The 17908-nt window shown below is 64.9% G+C and carries 18 protein-coding genes; 7 read left to right on the top strand and 11 right to left on the bottom strand.

Annotated elements, in window-relative coordinates; genetic code table 11:
• Positions 1-78 precede the first annotated feature (78 nt).
• Positions 79-1029 (top strand): EAL domain-containing protein, encoded by a 951-nt coding sequence (locus AC6LJY_RS14435; protein ID WP_498136233.1) that lies wholly within the window; start codon positions 79-81, stop codon positions 1027-1029.
• On the opposite strand, the gene AC6LJY_RS14430 is transcribed toward AC6LJY_RS14435, so the two are convergent.
• The gene (locus tag AC6LJY_RS14430; protein WP_104144742.1) at positions 989-1936 is read right to left on the bottom strand and encodes a LysR family transcriptional regulator; all 948 of its coding nucleotides are present in this window, start codon (positions 1934-1936) and stop codon (positions 989-991) included. The two genes, AC6LJY_RS14435 and AC6LJY_RS14430, sit on opposite strands and share 41 nt — an antisense overlap.
• 98 nt (positions 1937-2034) lie before the next feature.
• Here AC6LJY_RS14430 and AC6LJY_RS14425 point away from each other — a divergent pair, with 98 nt between their 5' ends.
• Entirely contained in the window at positions 2035-3255 is a 1221-nt protein-coding gene (locus AC6LJY_RS14425) for an MFS transporter (protein WP_104144741.1), read from the top strand.
• Here the strand turns inward: AC6LJY_RS14425 and AC6LJY_RS14420 are convergent.
• Both AC6LJY_RS14420 and AC6LJY_RS14415 read right to left on the bottom strand, forming a co-directional pair.
• Positions 3239-4132 (bottom strand): DUF4261 domain-containing protein, encoded by an 894-nt coding sequence (locus AC6LJY_RS14420; protein ID WP_104144740.1) that lies wholly within the window; start codon positions 4130-4132, stop codon positions 3239-3241. The genes AC6LJY_RS14425 and AC6LJY_RS14420 overlap by 17 nt on opposite strands.
• An 88-nt stretch (positions 4133-4220) precedes the next feature.
• A complete protein-coding gene (locus tag AC6LJY_RS14415; RefSeq protein WP_498136232.1) occupies positions 4221-5135 on the bottom strand; it encodes a LysR substrate-binding domain-containing protein in 915 nt (304 codons plus the stop codon).
• 123 nt (positions 5136-5258) lie between these two features.
• Here AC6LJY_RS14415 and dkgB point away from each other — a divergent pair, with 123 nt between their 5' ends.
• On the top strand, positions 5259-6062 hold the full coding sequence (gene dkgB, locus AC6LJY_RS14410; RefSeq protein ID WP_498136231.1) for a 2,5-didehydrogluconate reductase DkgB: 804 nt from the start codon (positions 5259-5261) through the stop codon (positions 6060-6062).
• A gap of 14 nt (positions 6063-6076) precedes the next feature.
• Here the strand turns inward: dkgB and AC6LJY_RS14405 are convergent, their stop codons facing one another.
• From AC6LJY_RS14405 to AC6LJY_RS14395, 3 genes are read right to left on the bottom strand one after another with little or no spacing between them, the layout of a single operon-like run.
• On the bottom strand, positions 6077-6727 hold the full coding sequence (locus AC6LJY_RS14405; protein WP_046805331.1) for a DUF799 domain-containing protein: 651 nt from the start codon (positions 6725-6727) through the stop codon (positions 6077-6079).
• Positions 6727-7188, bottom strand: a complete 462-nt coding sequence (locus AC6LJY_RS14400) for a DUF4810 domain-containing protein (RefSeq protein WP_046805330.1) — start codon at positions 7186-7188, stop codon at positions 6727-6729. Before AC6LJY_RS14400 ends, AC6LJY_RS14405 begins: the two co-directional genes overlap by 1 nt.
• Positions 7189-7199: 11 nt before the next feature.
• Complete coding sequence (locus AC6LJY_RS14395; RefSeq protein WP_046805329.1) at positions 7200-7877, bottom strand: CsgG/HfaB family protein; 678 nt, start codon at positions 7875-7877, stop codon at positions 7200-7202.
• A gap of 187 nt (positions 7878-8064) precedes the next feature.
• Between AC6LJY_RS14395 and AC6LJY_RS14390 the strand changes: the two genes are divergently transcribed.
• On the top strand, positions 8065-10329 hold the full coding sequence (locus tag AC6LJY_RS14390) for an FdhF/YdeP family oxidoreductase (protein ID WP_498136230.1): 2265 nt from the start codon (positions 8065-8067) through the stop codon (positions 10327-10329).
• On the opposite strand, the gene AC6LJY_RS14385 is transcribed toward AC6LJY_RS14390, so the two are convergent.
• The 3 genes from AC6LJY_RS14385 to AC6LJY_RS14375 form a co-directional block, all read right to left on the bottom strand.
• Positions 10322-11098, bottom strand: a complete 777-nt coding sequence (locus tag AC6LJY_RS14385) for a fused MFS/spermidine synthase (protein ID WP_120153497.1) — start codon at positions 11096-11098, stop codon at positions 10322-10324. The genes AC6LJY_RS14390 and AC6LJY_RS14385 overlap by 8 nt on opposite strands.
• Before the next feature lie 92 nt (positions 11099-11190).
• Positions 11191-12039 (bottom strand): polyphosphate kinase 2, encoded by an 849-nt coding sequence (gene ppk2 / locus AC6LJY_RS14380; RefSeq protein ID WP_046805326.1) that lies wholly within the window; start codon positions 12037-12039, stop codon positions 11191-11193.
• A gap of 128 nt (positions 12040-12167) precedes the next feature.
• On the bottom strand, positions 12168-13085 hold the full coding sequence (locus AC6LJY_RS14375; RefSeq protein ID WP_319307761.1) for a helix-turn-helix domain-containing protein: 918 nt from the start codon (positions 13083-13085) through the stop codon (positions 12168-12170).
• 198 nt (positions 13086-13283) lie between these two features.
• Here AC6LJY_RS14375 and AC6LJY_RS14370 point away from each other — a divergent pair, with 198 nt between their 5' ends.
• From AC6LJY_RS14370 to AC6LJY_RS14360, 3 genes are all read left to right on the top strand, one after another.
• Complete coding sequence (locus AC6LJY_RS14370) at positions 13284-13664, top strand: DUF3302 domain-containing protein (protein WP_314364360.1); 381 nt, start codon at positions 13284-13286, stop codon at positions 13662-13664.
• 81 nt (positions 13665-13745) lie between these two features.
• The gene (locus AC6LJY_RS14365; protein WP_046805324.1) at positions 13746-14888 is read left to right on the top strand and encodes an HlyD family secretion protein; all 1143 of its coding nucleotides are present in this window, start codon (positions 13746-13748) and stop codon (positions 14886-14888) included.
• 12 nt (positions 14889-14900) lie between these two features.
• Positions 14901-16484, top strand: a complete 1584-nt coding sequence (locus AC6LJY_RS14360; RefSeq protein WP_498136229.1) for a TolC family protein — start codon at positions 14901-14903, stop codon at positions 16482-16484.
• On the opposite strand, the gene AC6LJY_RS14355 is transcribed toward AC6LJY_RS14360, so the two are convergent.
• Together AC6LJY_RS14355 and AC6LJY_RS14350 are read right to left on the bottom strand one after the other, a co-directional pair.
• Positions 16369-16836 carry a carboxymuconolactone decarboxylase family protein gene (locus tag AC6LJY_RS14355; protein WP_219991559.1) on the bottom strand — a complete coding sequence of 156 codons (468 nt, stop codon included), beginning with the start codon at positions 16834-16836 and terminating at the stop codon, positions 16369-16371. The two genes, AC6LJY_RS14360 and AC6LJY_RS14355, sit on opposite strands and share 116 nt — an antisense overlap.
• Positions 16837-16904: 68 nt before the next feature.
• A complete protein-coding gene (locus tag AC6LJY_RS14350) occupies positions 16905-17891 on the bottom strand; it encodes a tripartite tricarboxylate transporter substrate binding protein (protein ID WP_498136228.1) in 987 nt (328 codons plus the stop codon).
• Positions 17892-17908: the final 17 nt, after the last annotated feature.

Raw genomic sequence — 17908 nt, 5'->3', positions numbered from 1 at the left:
TTGTCGGGCGCTCGAGGATTGGTATAAGACCCGGAGGCAGAGACAACTCCCCCGCCCCTCCTCGGCCCCCTGCACGCAATGCGCGTCATCCGCGTCATGCGCATCGTGCACTTCGTGCGCCTCAGTCCAGCAGATCCATCAAGCGGCGCGCCCGGCGTGCGCCACCGCATTAAACGCGCAATGCGACGCGGCCATATCCACATGGTGTACCAACCGCTGGCGAACATGTCGTCGGGCCACACGGTGGGGGTCGAGGCGCTGGCGCGTTGGACGCATGAAACGCTGGGCGCGATTGCGCCCGAGACATTTTTTGCGTGGGCGGAAGCGACGGGGCTGGGCCGCCAGCTGACTCGGTATGTGGTGCGCGCCACGTTGGCCGATCTGCGCATCGCGCTGCGCGAGCCGGGTGATTTCTATTGCAGCATCAACGTGACGCCGCGCGATATCGAAGACATTTCGTTTGCGCGGTTCATGCTTGAAACGACACGCGAATTCGGTATCTCGCCCGAGCGCATCGTGCTTGAGATCACGGAGTCGCTAGCCTTCGTGGTGGACGACCCGCGCACCTTGATCGCGCAGTATCTGCAAGCGGGGTTTCGTGTGGTCATTGACGACTTCGGCACCGGCTACGCCAACCTGAGCAATCTGCTGACGTGGGGCGTCAGCGGTTTGAAGCTGGATCGCACCCTGATCCGTTGGGTCAGCGCCAACGACTGGGCGGCGACCGTGCTGGAGTCGGTGTTCGAGATGACGCGCCGCATGAACATCTACGTGATTGTGGAAGGCATCGAAAGCCCCGAGCAAGCTCGCTATGTCCTGGCACGCGCGCCGGCGGCAACCGGCCAGGGCTGGCTGTATGGCCGCCCGTGCCGCGCCGAGCTGCTGCCCGTGCTGGTCTCGCGCGCGGCATCGTCGCCCGCGTCGGCCAGTGCACCGGTTACGCCCGGCTTTTGCCCGGCGGCGCTGGCCGACGAGTCGTCGCGCGCCATCAGCCGCCGCCCAGCTCCACCGGCAGGTGTTCGCGCATGATTTCAATGAACCGACGCAAACGCGCCGGCTGAAAACGCGACGGCGCGTACACCAGGAATACCGGCAGCGGATCGGCGCGCCAATCAGGCGCCAGATGCACCAGCCTGCCGGTGGCAAGGTCTTCCTGCATTGCCCAGGCCGAGCCCAGCGCCACCCCCAGGCCCAACAGCGCGGACTTGCGCAGCGCGTACAGGCCATCGGTCGACAGACGCGGCTGGATGCCGAAGCGTTCAGTCGCCCCCGTGGCGCAATGCGTCAGGCTGACCTCGGTGCGATAAAACGTGCGCAGCGCCAGCCAGGGCAGGCGCGCCAAGTCGTCGGGATGTTGCGGGATGGGCCCGCCTTGCAGCAGGTCAGGCGACGCGATGACGATGCGTGGCACTTCACCCAGCTTGATGGCGATCACCGACGGATCGGTAACGGCGCCGACGCGAATGGCGCAGTCCACGTTCTCGGCGATCAGGTCCGGCATGCGGTCGTGCAGCAGCCATTCCACGCGCATGTTCGGATACTGCCGAAGATAGCTGGCCAGCGGGTCGACGAACTGGTCCTGACCGAACGCGTGCGGCGCCACCACGCGCAGCGTACCGATGGGCTCGTCGCCCGCGCCGCGCACCTCGCTTTCAAACGATTGCCAGGTGGCGATCAATTCCTTGGCGCGTTCATAGCAACGCTGGCCGTCTTCAGTCAGCCGGATCGCGTGGGTGGAACGTTGCAGCAGTCGCACCCCCATGGTGCGTTCAAGCAATTGCAGGCGGCGGCTGACGGTGGGCTGCGTGCCCCCCAGCTGCGCGGCGGCGGCCGACAGGCTGCCGGCCTCGACGATGCGCACAAAGGTCTCGATCAGCAGCAGGCGGTCGGTGGCGGCGGCGGTGGCGGCCGCGGAGGGCGGGGCAGAGGTGGTCATACGCCAATCGTATAACCGATGTACCCGCAAGTCGGCTACCAAAACGGGGCGCGCGCGCCCAGAATCTGCCCCGTACACGATCTTTCGGACACCTCACCATGTCATCCCAAACCCCCACCTCTACCGCTGCCTTATCGCGCGGACTTGTTTTCCTTCTGGCGATCGGCGCCGGTCTGTCGGTAGCGTCCCTGTATTACAGCCAGCCGATGCTGGGCGTACTGGGTGTGGACATCCACGCCAGCGCCGAGACGCTGGGTTGGATCCCCACCCTGACGCAGCTGGGTTATGCGTTCGGCATCCTGATGCTGGCGCCCCTGGGCGACCGCCACGACAGAAAGCGCATCATCCTCATCAAGGCCGCCGTGCTTAGCGTGGCATTGCTGGCCGCCGCCGTCGCGCCCTCCATCGGCCTGTTGCTGGCCGCCAGCTTCGTGGTCGGCCTGTCCGCCACGCTGGCGCAGGACATCGTGCCGGCCGCCGCGCATCTGGCGCCGGTCGAGCAACGCGGCAAGATCGTCGGCACCGTGATGACGGGGTTGTTGCTGGGCATTCTGTTGTCACGCGTGGTCAGCGGATTCGTTGCCGAGCAGTTCGGCTGGCGCGCCATGTTCGTGGCGGCCGCCGTCACCATCGTGGCGCTGGGCGCGGCGCTGTGGCGTGGCCTGCCGCGCTTCGTGCCGACCGCGCAGCTGTCGTACGCCGCGCTGCTGGGCTCGCTGGCAACGCTGTGGCGCCAGCACCCCGGCCTGCGCCGCGCCGCCACCGCGCAGGGCTTGCTGTCGCTGGGCTTCAGTGCGTTCTGGTCGACCCTGGCGGTGATGCTGCATGGCGCGCCGTTTCACCTGGGCGCGGGTGCGGCGGGCGCTTTCGGGCTGGCGGGCGCTGCCGGCGCGTTGGCCGCGCCGCTGGCCGGCCGCGTGGCCGACACCCGTGGTCCGCTCGCCGTGGCCAGCCTGGGCGCCGGGCTGACGATGGTGTCGTTCGCCGCCATGATCTTTCTGCCGTTCCTGTCACCGCACGCCGCGCTGTGGCTGATCGCGGGTGCCGCCATCGGCTTTGACCTGGGCATCCAGACCTCGCTGATCGCGCATCAAAGCATCGTCTACGGCATCGACCCGGCCGCGCGCAGCCGCCTGAACGCCATCCTGATGACGGGCGTGTTCATCGGCATGGCTGCCGGTGGCGCGCTGGGCAGCCTGGCGCTGGCCCACTGGGGCTGGACGGGCGTGACGGTCGTGGCGGCAGGCGCGGCAGCGTTGGCGCTGGGCCTGCGCGTGTGGCCGGCCACCGGGAGCCGCGCGATTATTGCGGCGCGTTGATCTCGTCTGCCGTGATGATTTCGGCAACGAGTACCTGCGCGGGCCCGTCCAGGAAGTATTCCTCCTGGGTGGGCTCGCGCAGTTTCATATAGGCCTTCTCGCCGATCTGCATGGTGTGCCCGGCGGCCAGTTCCGCGCCGCTTTCCAGCATGTAGCCCATGATGTTGTTGAAGATGTTCGAGTAGTACTCGCCTTCGTCATGGCCACGGGCCAGCGCCGCGAAGTCAGGCAGGCTGAACAGGTCGGCGCCATAGGTGCGCATCCACACGCCGGCCACGCCATCCACCTCATACTTCACAAAGCCGCAATACAGCATGTTCAGCGGCAGCGCGCGCAGCAGGTCCAGGCTTTCTTCACCCAGCGACTCGGCATCGAAGACGCCGGCCGGCAGCGAGGTGTGCGCATGTTCGTTCAACACCGCCACCGCGCCAAAGCCGGTCAACGCGCCGGCCACGGCGGCCAGCGCCACGTACTGCTCCAGCGGATCTTGCGAAAAACCCCCGTAGTACAGAACGATGTGGCTGGCGTGCGCGCGCACTTCGTCCTTGACCGTGCCCGGATAATGCGCCGGCGCCACGCACGCTTCCAACGCATCCTTGGGATAGGGCGCGTCAAAGCCCACCAGCCGCACCACGTGATCGCCCCAGCCGGCCAGGCCCAGCACTTCGGGCATGTCGGGCGCGATCTCGACGCGGGCATCGCTCATCGACGGGTGATACGCGCACAGCGCCGCCCGCAAGCCGTCCTCGTCCAGCGCCAGGGGCTCGGCGAACAGCACCTGCAAGCTCAGCGGGTTTTCAATGGCGGGGTTGGCGACCAGCGCGCGGGCGTCGGCGGATTCTTCCTTGCGGCCGAAGAAGCGGGAGAAGATGCTCATGGGGTTGGGGCTATCCGGAATTAAAACGGGGGCAGTATACGTTTGCCCTTGGCGGGCCCGATGCCGATGTCTCCATTGGACACATCTCTCACCGACCGGCAGGCTCCGAGAATCCATCAGGCCCCACCGTCTCCAGCACATAGTCGATGAACGATTTGATGCGTGATGAAATCGCGGTGTTGCGGTAGTACACGGCGTTGATCGGCTGCCTGACGTCTTGCGTCTGGCGCGGCAGCACCTGCTGCAACGCGCCCGTTTCGCGGTCGGCCCGCGTCATGAAATCCGACAGGCACACGATGCCGCCATGGTTCAGCGCCAGTTGCCGCAGCGTCTCGCCGCTGTGTGCGCGCACGCCGGGCTTGATGTGCAGCGCCTGCCCATCCGCATCCAGCAACGGCCATTCGTTCAACGATTCCGGCTGGCTGAACCCCAGCAGCATGTGCCGGGCGAGGTCGGCCACGCGCTTGGGCGTGCCGTGCTGCGCCAGATATGCGGGGCTGGCCAACACGCGCACGCGGCTCTGGCCCAGCGCCACCGCGTGCAGCGACGAATCCTTCAATCGCCCGATGCGGATGGCCAGGTCGGTGCGGCGTTCCAGCAGATCGATGTTGCCTTCGTTGCTGTTCAGTTCCAGCTCCACTTGCGGATACCGCTTGCGGTAGCCGGGCACCAGCGGCGCGATAACGTGCAGCATGAAGGGCGAGGCCGCGTCCACGCGCAACAACCCGGCGGGCTGATTGCGCCGCACATTCATCAGGTCTTCGGTTTCTTCGACCGCCGCAACGATGCGGCGCACCTGCTCAAGATACGCGCGGCCTTCTTCGGTCAGCGCCAGCCTGCGCGTGGTCCGGCGCATCAGCGTGGTTTGCAGCTTTTCTTCCAGGCGGCTCATGGTGCGGCTGGTGGCCGAGATGGTCTGGCCCAGCACCTCGGCGGCAGCGGTGATGGAGCCGCTATCCACCACGGCGATAAAGACCTGCATTTCGTCCAGCGTCGTTTTCATATTTGACGTTATATCAAAAGTATTTCGCCGATATGGGGCTTTTTTGGCAAGTATCGGGCGGGCACACTGGCTGCATTCCCGGGCCATGGGCGCCTGGATCTTTCCCCCCTTTCGGAGTTTTACATGAGCATTCCCCGTTTTGGCGTCGGCACGTTCCGGCTGCAAGGACAAGTCGTCATTGATTCGGTGCGCAACGCGCTGGACGTGGGTTACCGCGCCATCGACACGGCGCAAATCTACGAGAACGAAGCGGACGTGGGCCAGGCCATTGCGCAATCGGGCGTGGCGCGCGATGCGCTGTTCATCACCACCAAGATCTGGGTGCCCAACACCGGGCGCGACAAGCTGGTGCCCAGCTTGAAGGACAGCCTGGCCAAGCTGCGAAGCGACTATGTGGACCTGACCTTGATCCACTGGCCCGCGCCGGGCAACGGCGTGTCCATCGACGAATGCATGACTGCGCTGGCCGAGGCGCGCGCGCAGGGGCTGACGCGCCAGATCGGTATCTCGAACTTTCCCATCGCGCAAACCCGCGCGGCCATCGCCGCCGTGGGCCGCGAAGCCATCGCGACCAATCAGATCGAGCTCAGCCCGTACTTGCAGAACGCCACGCTGACCGCGTTCCTGAAAGAGCAGGGCATCCACGTCACGTCGTACATGACGCTGGCGTATGGCCGGGTGCTCAAGGACCCGGTGATCCAGCAGATTGCGAAGCGACACAACGCCACGCCCGCCCAGGTGACGCTGGCCTGGGCGCTACAGCTGGGCTATTCGGTGATCCCGTCATCGACCAGGCGCGACAACCTGGCCAGCAACCTGCTGGCCCTGCAACTGCGCCTGACCGACGCAGACATGGCGCAAATCGCCACGCTGGAAAGAAACGGCCGCGAAGTCAGCCCCGAAGGGCTGGCCGCGGCCTGGGACTGATACGTCGGGCAGGATTACTGCGTGTCGTAGCGCGGGGAGCGCGGCCCGTACAGGATGCCGCCGGGCTGGCCCGCGCTGAGCAGCATGTGGTTGGTCGTGCCGGCCACGCCATAGCTGCGATCCGACAGCGTGTTGACGATCTGGTCCACCATCGCCTGCACCAGCATGCCGATCAGGCCGCCGCTGCTGTTGCTGGCCTGCACCACCTGCTTGCTGCCCGACCACAGCTTGGCGCCGTTGCGCAGGTCGATCAGTTCGGCATCGATGGCCACCGTGACGTTGCTGGACACTACGGCATAGCTGGCGCCGTACTGTTTAACCGTCATGTACAAAGCCGCGTCGGCGCCGAAGATCTCGCGCAGCTTGGCGCCGGGCAGCCCGTGAATTTCGTCCGGGGAGCTCAGGCCGTTCTGCTTGAAGGTTTCGTCCATGACACCGACCGGGATCACGTAGTAGCCCGATTCCGCCAGGGGTCGCGTGGCTTGCGACAGCACGGCGGCCGTGGCGGCCACGTCCACGGACGTGTTCAGCGGCGGCAGCACCAGGATCGACGCCGGCTTGCTTTCGCGGAAAGCGGTGTAGTCCACGTGCTGCTGCGGCGCGACGCAACCGGCCAACATGGCGACGGCGGCCAACAGGCCGATTCGGAACAAGCGGGTCATCATCACGATCCCTTCTTCAAGGCTGCCGCATCGGCGGATGCCGGGGTGGCGGACGTGGCGTCAACGGACGCCGCGGGCTTGCCGACGTTGCGCATCAGGAAGTCCATGAACGGCGTGGATTCCGGAAAAGCCACCTTCTCGCTTTGCAGTTGCTCCACGCCCTTGTCGCCGTCACCCATCTTCAGGTACAGCATGCCCAGATGCGCGCGAAAGCCCGGCGGCAGCTCAACATTGGCCGCACGCGCGGTTTCAATGTTCTTTTCCAGGGCTTGAGCCTGCACCGCGTTATCCGACCCGTCTTCCTTCAGATACGCATAGACAGACGGCTGATAGGCCTGCCAGCTGTACATCGACTTGGGCTGCTGCACGCATGCACTCAAGAGACCCACCGCGGCGGCTACCGCCAAACCGCGCCCGGCGCGCGCAAGCGCATCCGGGCGACGCATCGCCTGTAGTTTCAACATGGCAAGTCTCCTTAGTTGGCGGAAGGCTGCCAGGCGCCTTGCTCGATGCCGTCGACCAGGCGGTCCACCGCCTCACGGATGGCCAGGTCCAGGACCTTGCCGTTCAAGGTGGAGTCGTAGCTGGCGGTGCCGCCAAAGCCGATGACTTCGCGGTTCGACAGGCTGTACTCGCCCGCGCCCGATGCCGAATACACCACTTCGGACGTCGTCACGTCGACCACGTTCAGGTCCACCTTGGCGTACGCCACTTGTTCCTTGCCACGGCCCAGGATGCCGAACAGCTGCTGGTCGCCAGTGACCTTGCGGCCGAAGGCGGTGACGTCGCCGGTCACGACATAGCGCGCGCCCTTGATCTGGTTGGCCTTTTTGTTGAAGCCGGCTTCCTGCTTGATTTCGGAGAGGTTGTCGCGGTCCATGACCTGGAAGCGGCCGCTGCGCTGAAGATGGCTGACCACGATCGTCTTGGCCTGGCCGCCCAGACGGTCGACGCCGTCCGAGAACACGCCACGCAGATAGTTGGTGCGGTTATCGAATTTACCGACCGAGATCGGGCTGCGCACGCCTTGATACGGCTTGGCCGCCGCCTGCGTGGCCGGCACCACCAGCGCTTGCGAGCGCTCGGTGGCGCAACCGGAAATTGCCGCCGCCAACACGGCCAGCGCGCCCATCTTTACGACCTTGTTCAACATCTTCTTCTCCTGCCGGCGCCACCGCACACGCGGCGGGCAAGCCTCTAATCGTTATTGAATCGAGCCGGCATTATAAGCAAATGAATAGTTTTGTCACAAATTGAAATAACGAGACTTTTGGCACGACATGCGGTATTCAGCAAAAAACGTTTAAAACGTGGCCGTTGTTTTGAAAAAAAGTGAATTTATGAAGCCACGCAACCTGACCGGCATCCATCGCTACGACGCACCCGCAGGCGGCTGGGGCGCGCTCAAGGCCACGGCGCAGGCCGTCGCCGACCAGATGCGCATCGCCGAAGCGCCCGTGCTGCTGTTGCGCACCAACAAGCCCGACGGCTTTGACTGCCCCGGCTGCGCGTGGCCCGACAAGGCGCACACGTCGACCTTCCAGTTCTGCGAAAACGGCGCCAAGGCCGTCACGTGGGAAGCCACCAAGAAGCGCGTCACGCCCGAGTTCTTTGCCGCGCATACCGTCACCGAACTGCTGACCTGGAGCGACCACGACCTGGAAGACGCCGGCCGGCTGACGCACCCCATGGCGTACGACGCCGCCAGCGACACGTATCATGCCATCGGCTGGGACGCCGCGTTCGCCCGCATCGGCGCCACGTTGTCGGCATTGCCCGACCCCGACATGGTCGAGTTCTACACGTCGGGCCGAGCCTCGAACGAAGCCGCCTTTCTCTTCAGCGTGTTCGCGCGCGAGCTGGGCACCAACAACTTTCCCGATTGCTCGAACATGTGCCACGAGGCCACCAGCGTCGGCCTGCCGCAAGCCATCGGCATCGGCAAGGGCACGGTATCGCTGGACGACTTCGACACCTGTGACCTCATCATCTCGATGGGCCACAACCCCGGCACCAACCATCCGCGCATGATGGGCACCTTGCACGAGTGCGCGCGGCGCGGCGTGCCCATCATCGTGTTCAACCCCTTGCGCGAGCGCGCGCTGGAACGCTTTGCCGACCCGCAGAACCCGGTCGAGATGGGCACGCTGGGGTCCACCCGCATCGCCTCCACGTATTACCAGGTGAAGGTCGGCGGCGACGCGGCCGCGCTCAAGGGCATCATGAAGGCGCTGGTGGCGGCGGACCGCGACGCGCCCGGCGTGCTGGACCATGACTTCATTGCCCAGCACACAGAAGGCTTCGACGACTATGTGCAGGACCTGGACGACACCCCGTGGCACGACATCGAAGCGGCCAGCGGCTTGTCCCGCGCGGACCTGGAGGCCGTGGCCACCGCCTACGCCAGATCAAATGCCACCATCGTGACCTACGGCATGGGCATCACGCAGCACGCGCGCGGCACCCATAACGTGCAGCAGATTGCCGCCCTGCTTCTCATGCGCGGCAACTTCGGCAAGCCGGGCGCCGGCATCTGCCCGTTGCGCGGGCATTCCAACGTGCAGGGCAATCGCACGGTGGGCATCACGGAAAAGATCGATCCGGTGATGTTCGACAATTTTGAAAAGACGTTTGGTTTCCGCCCGCCCGAGCGCCACGGCCACGACGCCGTGGACGCGATGAAGGCCATGGTCGACGGCTCGGCGCGCGCGCTGATCTGCCTGGGGGGCAACCTGGCGATGGCGCTGTCCGACACCGACCAGTGCGAAGCCGGCATGCGCCGGCTGGACCTGGCGGTGCACATGAACACGAAGCTGAACCGCTCGCACCTGCTGATCGGCCGCGAGTCGATCATCCTGCCGGTGCTGGGCCGCACCGAAAGCGACGTGCAGGCTGGCGGCGCGCAGTCGATCACGGTCGAGGATTCCATGTCGATGGTGCATGCCTCGCGCGGCAAGCTGGCGCCGGCCTCGGAACACCTGCGTTCCGAACCCGCCATCATCGCCGCCATGGCCGCTGCCACGCTGCCGCACAGCCGCGTGCCATGGCTGCACCTGGTGGAAGACTACGACCGCATCCGCGACCTGATCGAACAGGTGTACCCGGACTTCCGGGGCTACAACGAACGCATCCTGAAGCCCGGTGGCTTTCGCTTGCCATTGCCGCCCACGGAACGCATCTGGAAGACGCCGTCCGGCAAGGCGCGGTTCCTGCCGTTCAAGGGCCTGCGCGAAGACCCGGCCGCGCCGTCGGACACGCTGACGCTGACCACGCTGCGCAGCCACGATCAATACAACACCACCATCTACGGGCTGGACGACCGCTATCGCGGCGTGTTCGGACGGCGCGACGTGCTGTTCATGAACGCGGCCGACCTGGCGCGCCTTGGCCTGGAACATGGGGACGAGGTAGACATCAACACCGGCCTGCCGGGCGAATCGCACCGCCATCTGCGGCTGACCGCCATTGCCTACGACATTGCGCCCGGGTCCGTCGGCGCGTACTACCCGGAAGCCAACAACCTTTGCCCGCTGGACTACCAGGACAAGCAAAGCGGCACGCCCAGCTACAAGTCCATCCCCGTGCGGATCCGCAAGGCTATCTGAGTTCCAGCGTGGCCCCGATGACGCGCAGCGTCGGCATCAGCTGACGCCACGCGTCGCGGGGGATGGCGGCGGGACGCTTCAATTCGGCCGCGGCCGGATCGTTCAGCAAGTCGCCCTTGCAGGCGAACACGACACTGTTGGTCATGTCGTCATCCACCACTTCAAACATTGACGAGCCGAACGAGGCCCGCACGCGCGCCAGGTACTCGTGATGCATCGGGTGGTTCACGTGGTAGTTGATGACCAGGATGCCGTTCTCGCGCAGCGCGCGGTGGCAGTCGGCGTAGAACGCTTCGGAACACAGCGCATCCGGAATGCCACCCACGCCATAGCCGTCCAGGAAAATCACATCGGCATGGTCCGACAGGCCGCGCAAGTGGTCGGCCGCGTCGGCCTGCACCACGCGAAAGCGGGCGTTGTCGGGTGGCACCATGAAGGCCTCGCGCAGGGCGATGACGGCGGGGTCGATCTCGACCACTTCAATGTCGGCACCGGCCAGGTAGCGATAGCAAAATTTGGGCAGCGAGCCGCCGCCCAGGCCCACCATCAGGATGCGCGCGGGCTCGGGGTTGAACAGCACGAAGCCCATCATCATGCGCGTGTATTCAATTTCCAGCGCGTCGGGATTCAGCAGCGACATGCTGCTTTGGATTTCTTTCTGCGTGAAATGCAGCATGCGCCGCGTGCCCACGTTCTGGACGAAAGGCCGGTGGATGGCTTGGGGCTCGTCGGACGGGGTGGTCGGCGCGGAAGGTACGTGGTCGGACATGGGGCGGGTGGCGTCTGCCTATGCATCTACATAAAAAACAGACACAAGATACCACTCGCCCCGGACGCTCGGGTTTGGCGGCCGCCGAATTCCTAGAACACAGTCGGAACGCTGCGGACCGCGCGCTCGGGCTCGCGGTAGCCCTGCGGCTTTTGCCGCTTGGGCAGCGTTATCTTTGCCCGGGGCAGCGCCTTGTACGGAATGCTCTTGAGCAGGTGGCTGATGATATTGAGCCGCACCCGTCTTTTGTTATTGGAATCCGCCACGAACCAAGGCGCGTAGTCCGTGTCCGTTTGCGCGAACATATCGTCGCGGGCGCGCGAATAGTCATACCAATGGCTGTACGAATCCAGATCCAGCTTGGACAGCTTCCAGATTTTCCGCTCGTCGTGAATACGCGCCTGTAGCCGCCGCGTCTGCTCGGCTTCGCTAACTTCCAGCCAGTACTTGATCAGAATCACGCCGGAATCGATGATGGCACGCTCGACCAGCGGCACCGCTTTCAAGAACGCCTTGGCCTGGCTTTTGGTGCAGAACCCCATGACGCGTTCCACGCCGGCGCGGTTGTACCAACTGCGGTCGAAAATCACGATTTCGCCGGCCGCCGGCAAATGCGGCAGATAGCGTTGCACGTACATCTGCGTTTTTTCGCGGTCGGTGGGCGACGGCAGCGCCACCACGCGAAAGACCCGTGGGCTGACCCGCTCGGTAATCGCCTTGATGGTGCCGCCCTTGCCCGCGCCGTCGCGCCCTTCGAACAGGATGCAGACCTTTGCCCCGCTGTGCACCACCCATTGCTGAAGCTTGACCAGTTCAACATGAAGCTTGGCCAGTTCGCGCTCGTACTTCTTTGCCGACAACCCCGCGACACCGGGCGCGCCGTTTTCAAGTGCGGCGCTGACGGGTTCGTCCTTTGCGATTGCTTTTTCGGTTTTCATCATCTCGCTCCTTGATCGGCCCATCGGGCATTGTGAGCCGAGTCGCAATTGAAGGTCCATGATGATTCCGGCGAAAAATCGTCAGGTTCGAATCACCAGAATCGCGCCCCGTGCGCACGGTGGTTGCAGCGTTATTGCGGATGAAAACGATTGCGCGTTGCGGAAGGCGTTTCAAGGAACAGCGCGCGGTATTGCGCCGCGGAATGCGTGGAATAGGGATAGCCATGCTGCAAGAAGCAGTCGGCCACCGTCATCCGTTTGTCCTCGCCTGATGCCAGGTCCCAATACACGTCGTGAAGCTTGCGCAGGCAAAGATAATGTCCTGGGCCCATGCCGAAACACGTTTGGAAGAAGTCGCGCAAACCGCGCTCGCTGATTTTCAGGCCCCGGCGTATGTCTTCGACGTGGGCGTTCTCATTACGCTCGCGAAAGACCGTCAGCGTGGCGTCGCACAACCATGCCAGCGATGACGAGGGGCGGCCCTTGCACCGGTCGTGCGGGAAACGACAGGCCATCAGGTCAAACAGCCTGCGTTCGATCAAGCGGCGGCCGATCGCGGGCGGACAAGCCGGGGTCATCGCCATCAGGGCCGCTTCGCGCAGGGCGCCCCATTGCAGGGGGTCTGTTTTTTCCATGCCGCCTGTACTACGCCAACGCCTGAGCGTCTGCGCCAGCAGGCCATCGCCTGTGAACAGCTCGGCATCAACCGGCAACGCGATACTGATCCATTCGTTGGGCCCTGCCGCGCGAAAGACGTAACCCTTGCCCGGCGCCAGGATGCCCAGCGCCGCCGCATTCAAGGGTGCCCCATTCAGCCAGGCCTGGCAGGGAGAAGGCTGCGACAACAGCAACGTCAGGTGAGTAGACCGGCACACCGCTTCGCACACGTTTGAAACGGCGGCGCTACCCTGCTGGAGGTCGATGCCGTCAATGTCGAAACGGCTGATACGCCACCCCCCGCCCCCGCTTCCCAAGAGAAATACGCGTGCCTGGGCGTCGAAGATGGCGCCAGCGTAGGAATCGAACGACTTGAAATGATGAAGATCCATCTGTTTCCCCTGGCAAGGTACCGACGACGTGGATCTGACAACATATTGCCGAAATTAGCATAGACACATGCTTGGGTCACTGGCGAAAATCAATTTGCTGTTTCGCAATAAGCCACCTTGGCAACGGTTGAGTTATTGGCATCCCATAGGGAAAAGGGGCGCGAAATGTCTTTGGCCCGTTCACGACATGGATTTGCCGTGGCCTTTGCCGTAGCCGCCGCAATGGCGCCGGGCACCGGGCACGCCGCGGCGGGCCATTGGGAAGACGCCATCGCCGACGTGCTCGTCTGGGTGGTGCTGGTTCTGGTGCCCATCCTGGCCGTCTGGATATTCTGGAAGCTGCACGTCCTGCCGGAAGTCATCGCCGAAAAGCGCCACCACCCGCAAGCCGAAGCCATCAAATCGCTATGCCTTTTATCCCTGGCGTTCGGCGGCATGCTGTGGCCCTTTGCCTGGCTGTGGGCGCACACCAAGCCCATCGGTTATCAGATGGCGTATGGCCGCGACACGCACGATGAGGCGCCGGTCGCCACGCCCGCCACCGATCTACCGCCCCCTCCATCCCGACCAGACGGTTGATGACCGGCGCGCCAGAGGAGTACGTGTCGCGTGGGCGCGTTTGCGAGACATGTGGATGCCGCACTTGTCCAGGAGGTTTGCATGCTTGAACTCATTGCTCTCTTCTACGGCGTGCTGGTGTGGCTGATCTTCATCAAGCTGAAGCTGCTGCCCTGGAATATTCAATCGCAGGTCGGCGTGGTGGCTGTGGGTGCGGCGGGCCTGACCGCACTTATTTTCATCATCAACGTCGTCACGCCTTCGTCCGCCGAATTGCGCGTGACCAACTACGTCGTCGAAGTCGTACCCCGCGTGACCGGACGCGTGGTTGAAATTGCCGTTGAAGGCAATCGGCTGATCAAGAAGGGCGACGTGCTGCTGCGCCTGGACGACGAGCCCTATCGTTTGAAACTGCGGCAACTGGAAGCCAAGTTGATCGATGCGCAGGCCACGCAGCAATCGCTGGACCGGGATTTGTCCTCGGCCAAGGCGATGACGGCGGCCGCGTTGGCGCAGGTTGATCTGGCCCGCATGCGGCTGCGCCAAAGCACCGCGCTGGCCGCGCGCGGCGCCGGTAGTCAATACGACGTGCAGAGCTTTCAAAGCGAGCTGAAGGTACGCCAAGCCAACTGGGAAGCCGCGCGCGAAGCGGAACAGAAAATCCGCTTGAACATCGGCGCCATGTACGAAGGCGACCAGGCCGCCGTGGCGCAGGTGAAAGCCGAATTGGACACGGCCAAGTGGGAGCTGGCGCAAACCACGCTGTATGCCCCGGCGGACGGATACGCCATCAACCTGCAAGCGCGCGTGGGCTCGTATGCCGCCGCGATCCCCTTGCGGCCCATCATGTCGTTCGTTGAAACCTCGCAGCAGGTCATCGCGTTCTTCGATCAAAACCAACTGACCAAGGTCAAGCCGGGCGACGAGGTCGAGGTGTCCTTGCGCACCATCCCCGGCCGCGTGTTCAAAGGCAGCGTCGATTCCATTGTGTGGGCCACATCACAAGGCCAGTTCCAGGCGTCCGGCGCCTTGCCGGGCACCACGGCGGAAGGCGCCAGCGCCGCCGCGCCGATGCAATACGCGGTGCGCATAGACCTGCAGGCGCCCGAGGACATCATGTTTGCGATGGGCGCGCGAGGCAACGCCGCCATCTACACAGACAGCCTGCGCGCGCTGCATATGGTGCGCAAAGTCATCTTCCGCGTGTCGTCCAAACTGGACTACCTGGTTCTCAAGCTGCACTGACCGGCCTTGCCTATGTCCGCGCCCCCGACCCTTCTTTCCCGCGCGCTGCCCCTGGCATGCATGGCCATGCTGATGGCCGGCTGCGCCAACCTGAACCGGCCGGCGGACGATGCCATGGTCAAGGACGCCATGGCCGGTACCGATGTGCCGGCGGCGTGGACGACCAGCGCGCAAGCTGCCGCGTTCGAGCCCGCGTGGGCGGGGTTTCCGCAGACCGGCACCTTGCAAGCGCTGATCGAGGAAGCGCTTGCCAACAATGTGGACCTGCGCGTGGCGGCCAGCCGGATGCAACAGGCCGCGCACCAGGCGCGGCTGGCGGGCGCATCGTTGCTGCCCACGGTAGGCATTGGCGCGCGCGCGGCCACGGACCCGACGCCGGGCAGTGCGTTTTCCGCCAACGGCTACGCCGTCCTGATGAACTGGGAGCTGGACCTGTGGGGCAGGGCCAGGGCCGAGAAACTGTCCGGCGAGGCGGGCTACCGGTCCTCGGAAGCCGACTACGCCTACGCGCGCCAGTCCATCGGGGCATTGACCGCAAAAAGCTGGCTCGCGGCATTGGAGGCAAGCGGGCAGCTTGCGCTGGCTCGCGAACTGGAAGGTGCAACAAGCGACCAGCTCAAGCTGATTCAATACCGTCGCAGTATCGGCCGGGTCGGTGAATTTGAAGTGGCGCAGTGGTCCGAGCAGGTTGCCGCGGCGGCGGACGTGGTGGCCCAGCGCGAACTGGCGCGGGTGCAAGCGCTGCGCGCGTTGGAATTGATGTTGGGACGCTATCCCGCCGGCGTCGCGCAGGCGGACGAAGCCATTCCCGATTCGCCCGCGCCGCTGGCGCCCGGCTTGCCGCTGGCGCTGCTGGACCGCAGGCCTGACCTGGTGGCCGCGCGCGAACGCCTCGTGGCGGCCTTTTTCGGCGCCGAGGAAGCCAAGGCAGCGCGACTGCCCACCATTGCGATATTTGCCGGCGCGGGGCGCTTTACCAAAGACTATTCCGGCTTGGCCACCAGCATGCAAAGCTGGGTCTTCCCCGTGGGCGCCTCGTTGGCCTGGCCGCTATTTGACGCCGGCCGTCGCCAGATCACGCTCGAATTGCGCACGGAACAACAGCGGGAAGCGCTGGCGTTGTACGCGCGCGCCATCCTGGGCGCCATGGCCGAAGTGGAAAACGGCTTGACCGGCGAGCAGCAGTTGGCGATGCGAGAGCAATCGCTGCAACGCCAGTATTCCGAAAGCCGCCGCGCGCTGGCGTTGGCGCAGGTGCAACGCCAGATTGGCCAGTTTGACGACTTCGACGTATTGCAGCGCAAGCGCGACGCGCTGCGCGTGCAAAGCGACCTGATGCACGTGCGCGCCGAAAGGCTGGTGCAGCGCGTGAACCTGCATCTGGCGCTGGGCGGACGCTTCGAGTCGGATGCGCCGACGACCCCCGCGACGCCAGCGTCAACGCGAATCAGCCCCGACGCCGATCAGGCCGCGTCGCACGCTACGGCTGCGGCTGCGAGCCCGCGCCAAACAGATCCGCTTGCCGGGGGTCCGCCGACGCCAGGTCATAGCCAATCTGCGCAGCCACCTCACGCAAAATATTCTGCGCCAGATTGAACGCCGTATTGGCCGCCGGCACGCCGGCGTAGATGGCATTCTGCAACAGCACTTCTTTCAACTCATCGGGCGTCAGGCGCGACTCATCCGGCGCGGTCAGCGCGGCGCGCACGTGCAGCTCGAATTCTTCCCAGCGGCCCAGCGACAGCGTCACGGCCAGCACCATCATGCGGCGCGCCTTGTGCGGCAAGCCCGGACGGCTCCAGATATCGTGCCACGCGTAACGCGTGATCATGTTCTGGTAGTCGGCGGTGAACGTGGTGGCGCGGTCCAGCGAACGCTGCACCCATTCGTCACCCAACACGGCGCGGCGGTTCGCCAGGCCGCGCTCGAAGTCTTCTTCTCGGCTCATCGTGTGCTTCTCCCTGCAACGGGTTGAAAAGGGAACGGGCCAACGCCGCGCCCGTTCCCGTCGGTGGATCAGTTCACCGTGATGTTATTGGCTTTCACGACCTCGGCCCAACGCACTTGCTCGGCGTCGACGAACTTGGCGAAGTCGGCCGCGCTGCTGCCCACGGGGGTCAGGCCCAGCTTGGCCAGCTTGTCGCGCGTTTCGGGACGCGCCAGCGCCTTTTGCACCAGGTCTTGCAGCTTGGCGACCACTTCCGGGCTGGAGCCGGCGGGCAGGAACAGGCCGTTCCATTCGACCACGTCAAAATTCTTGATGCCGGCTTCGCCGACCGTGGCCACATCGGGCAATTCCGGCATGCGCTTGGCCGAGGACACGGCCAGCGCCTTGAGCTTGCCGCCGCTGACGTAGTTCAGGCTGGATGCCGCGTTGGCGAAGTACACGTCCACCTGTCCGCCCATGACGTCCACGATGGCCGGCGCGCCGCCCTTGTAGGGCACGTGCACCACGTTCACGTCCGCATCCTTCTTGAGCAGTTCAGCAGCCATCTGCGCCAGGCTGCCGGGGCCGTACGAGGCAAAGGTGTACTTGCCGGGGTTGGCACGCGCGGCCTTGATGAAGTCGGGCAGGTTGTTGAACGCCGAGCCCGGCGCCGCCACCAGGATGTTGGGCACGCTGACCGCTTGCGAGACCGGCACGAAGTCCTTCTTCGCGTCGTAGGGCAGCTTGCGCAGCACCGGGTTGATCGAGAACGCGGACGCGTCGAACAGCACCGTGTAGCCGTCCGGCTTGGCGCGTGCCACGAAGGCCGCACCGATCGAGCCGCTGGCGCCGCCCTTGTTTTCGATCACGACGCTTTGGCCGGCCACTTCGCTCATGCCCTGGGCGATGATGCGCGCGGCATTGTCAGCGCCGCCGCCGGCGGAATACGGCACCACCATCGTGATGGGCTGCTCGGGATAGCCGGCGGCGTTGGCCGCGCCGACTGCGCCGACCAGGCCGATGGCCGCAACCAGCGGACGCAATGCGGCCAAGGCCGCGAAACGGGTCTTCTTCATGTGTGCTCCTCACAACT

The sequence above is a fragment of the Achromobacter sp. RT286_PF genome, from assembly GCF_059760425.1.
This window is presented reverse-complemented; position numbering and strand designations above follow the sequence as displayed.